This is a genomic window from Prevotella amnii DSM 23384 = JCM 14753 (assembly GCF_000378745.1).
Lineage (GTDB): Bacteria > Bacteroidota > Bacteroidia > Bacteroidales > Bacteroidaceae > Prevotella > Prevotella amnii.
Genome location: NZ_KB905341.1, coordinates 1 through 1,247 on the forward strand (window position 1 = coordinate 1; position 1,247 = coordinate 1,247).

At 39.1% G+C, this 1,247-nt stretch carries 2 protein-coding genes; both read right to left on the reverse strand.

The window, feature by feature from the left end; all coding sequences use genetic code 11:
* A partial coding sequence (locus F596_RS0110690; RefSeq protein WP_019036943.1) for a hypothetical protein occupies window positions 1-249 on the reverse strand: 249 nt, incomplete at its 3' end.
* Entirely contained in the window at window positions 249-572 is a 324-nt protein-coding gene (locus F596_RS0110695; RefSeq protein ID WP_197053069.1) for a helix-turn-helix transcriptional regulator, read from the reverse strand. The genes F596_RS0110695 and F596_RS0110690, both read right to left, overlap by 1 nt.
* Between the last annotated feature and the right edge of the window lie 675 nt (window positions 573-1,247).

The window sequence follows — 1,247 nt, forward strand, 5'->3', positions numbered from 1 at the left end:
GATAGACTTGAAGAAGTAGCGTACATCGCCACCCTCCGTGTAGCGATACCGTACCAACTGCTTCTTGCGCCAGCGGTAAAGGGTGGACTCTGAAATATTCAGAGTCCCGATAAGGTCTTTGGTTGTCATCTCCAGCTCGTCGTCAATGTCTTGGATAAGACGGGAGGTGCGCTCAACATACTGCTCAATACGATTGAGCTTGTCTATCAGTTCTTGATAGGCTTGGCTTTCTACTGCTATTATTTCCATCAGCGTAATCGTTTGGTTTTAATTGTTACATGTTCTATTCCAAGTTCACTGACTAACTGTGAAAGTCTTCTGAATGCTTCCTCAGTAAAAACCTCCAGATGAATTTCTGCTATAGGTAAAGGACCAGGCTGCCCATTACGTGCAAGAAACTCAAATATTTTGGTAGACTGGATGCCCACCTTTGAAGCGTACATCAGAATTTGTTCAAGAGTCATTGCTGTCTTTCCTCTTTCCCAGCGCAAGATCCGACTCGAACTAACTTTCAGAATAACAGACAAATACTCCTGCGAATAACCATTTTTCACTCTTGCTGACTTCAGCATTTCCAATAACTTTTTCATACTTATAAAGTTACTAAAGCACCGTTACAAGAGCAACCCGCCACATGCAAATGTTTGCACACTATGCAATCCGTCTTGCAGACGGTGCAAGTTTGTTTGTTAGTAGCGGAATACACAGTGTACCAATAAATATAACGAACTAAATCTAAAACATTTTATTACTCTTATATCTTTGTATAATTATTATTGTTTTGTAAAACTCCAGTGCAAGGTGCAAGTCCCTTTATATATAAGGGCTTGCATCTTGCACTGGAAAATGTAGCAGTAAAATCTTTAAATATTTATGGCACAAAGATTTGGAGATATAAACAAAAAGATCTAACTTTGTACTCCGAGAATGGGAGTGAACGTGCTTTCAACAGATAGTCAAAATAGCGGTCATAAACCAGTCAGTTTGCTGCTACATTTCTGCTACAGAGACTGTCAGTACAAAAAGGTAAATATTTAGCTAACAGCGATAAGGACATATTGTGGATTAGTTCAGGCTGGTCCACAAAAACAATTGATGAGTTACAGTAATGTAACTCATTTTTTTTGTCTTATAGCTAAATTTAAACTACCCTTATTAAGGGTCAGTCGTAAAACCCAGTTGCAAGCCTTCTCCTCTCAGGCACATAATTTCATAAGCCTGTAAAGGAAGAAAGGAATGTCCGTTAC

Bases quoted from the DNA above. Each gene is read 5' to 3' on its own strand.
- F596_RS0110695 (WP_197053069.1), bottom strand. From the start codon at position 572: ATGCTGAAGTCAGCAAGAGTGAAAAATGGTTATTCGCAGGAGTATTTG.